Source organism: Mesorhizobium sp. M8A.F.Ca.ET.207.01.1.1 (assembly GCF_004794715.1).
GTDB lineage: Bacteria > Pseudomonadota > Alphaproteobacteria > Rhizobiales > Rhizobiaceae > Mesorhizobium.
Genome location: NZ_SRUS01000391.1, coordinates 1 through 318, shown reverse-complemented (window position 1 = coordinate 318; position 318 = coordinate 1). Strand labels below are relative to the sequence as shown.

General features: G+C 57.2%; 1 protein-coding gene. It reads left to right on the top strand.

Features of this window, described 5'->3' with window-relative positions; genetic code table 11:
- A partial coding sequence (locus tag EN850_RS36925) for a hypothetical protein (protein WP_210238073.1) occupies nt 1-231 on the top strand: 231 nt, incomplete at its 5' end.
- Between the last annotated feature and the right edge of the window lie 87 nt (nt 232-318).

Genomic DNA, 318 nt, shown 5'->3' with positions numbered 1-318 from the left:
CTTAAATGGCTTTCCCTGCCGTTCACCCTGCCCTTTTATCCCCGCACATTGCGCGTGGCCCTTTTGAACCTGGTGCACAAGGTCAAAGGTCGGCCGGCTGCGAAGCAGACATCGGACTCGAATCCAGGTTCGACCGCTGCACGATCCGATTTCAGTTCCGACAGTGTCCGTATCGGCCCCGGTCTGTCGCCGTCGCTCAATCTGGTCGCAATCGTTCGTAAGACGCAGTAAACCTGCTCATTGCTCCATCAACTCCGGATACCTTCCTGCGCAAATGACTGCCCTTATCCCAACCCCGTCGAGTCACGGCAAACGCAC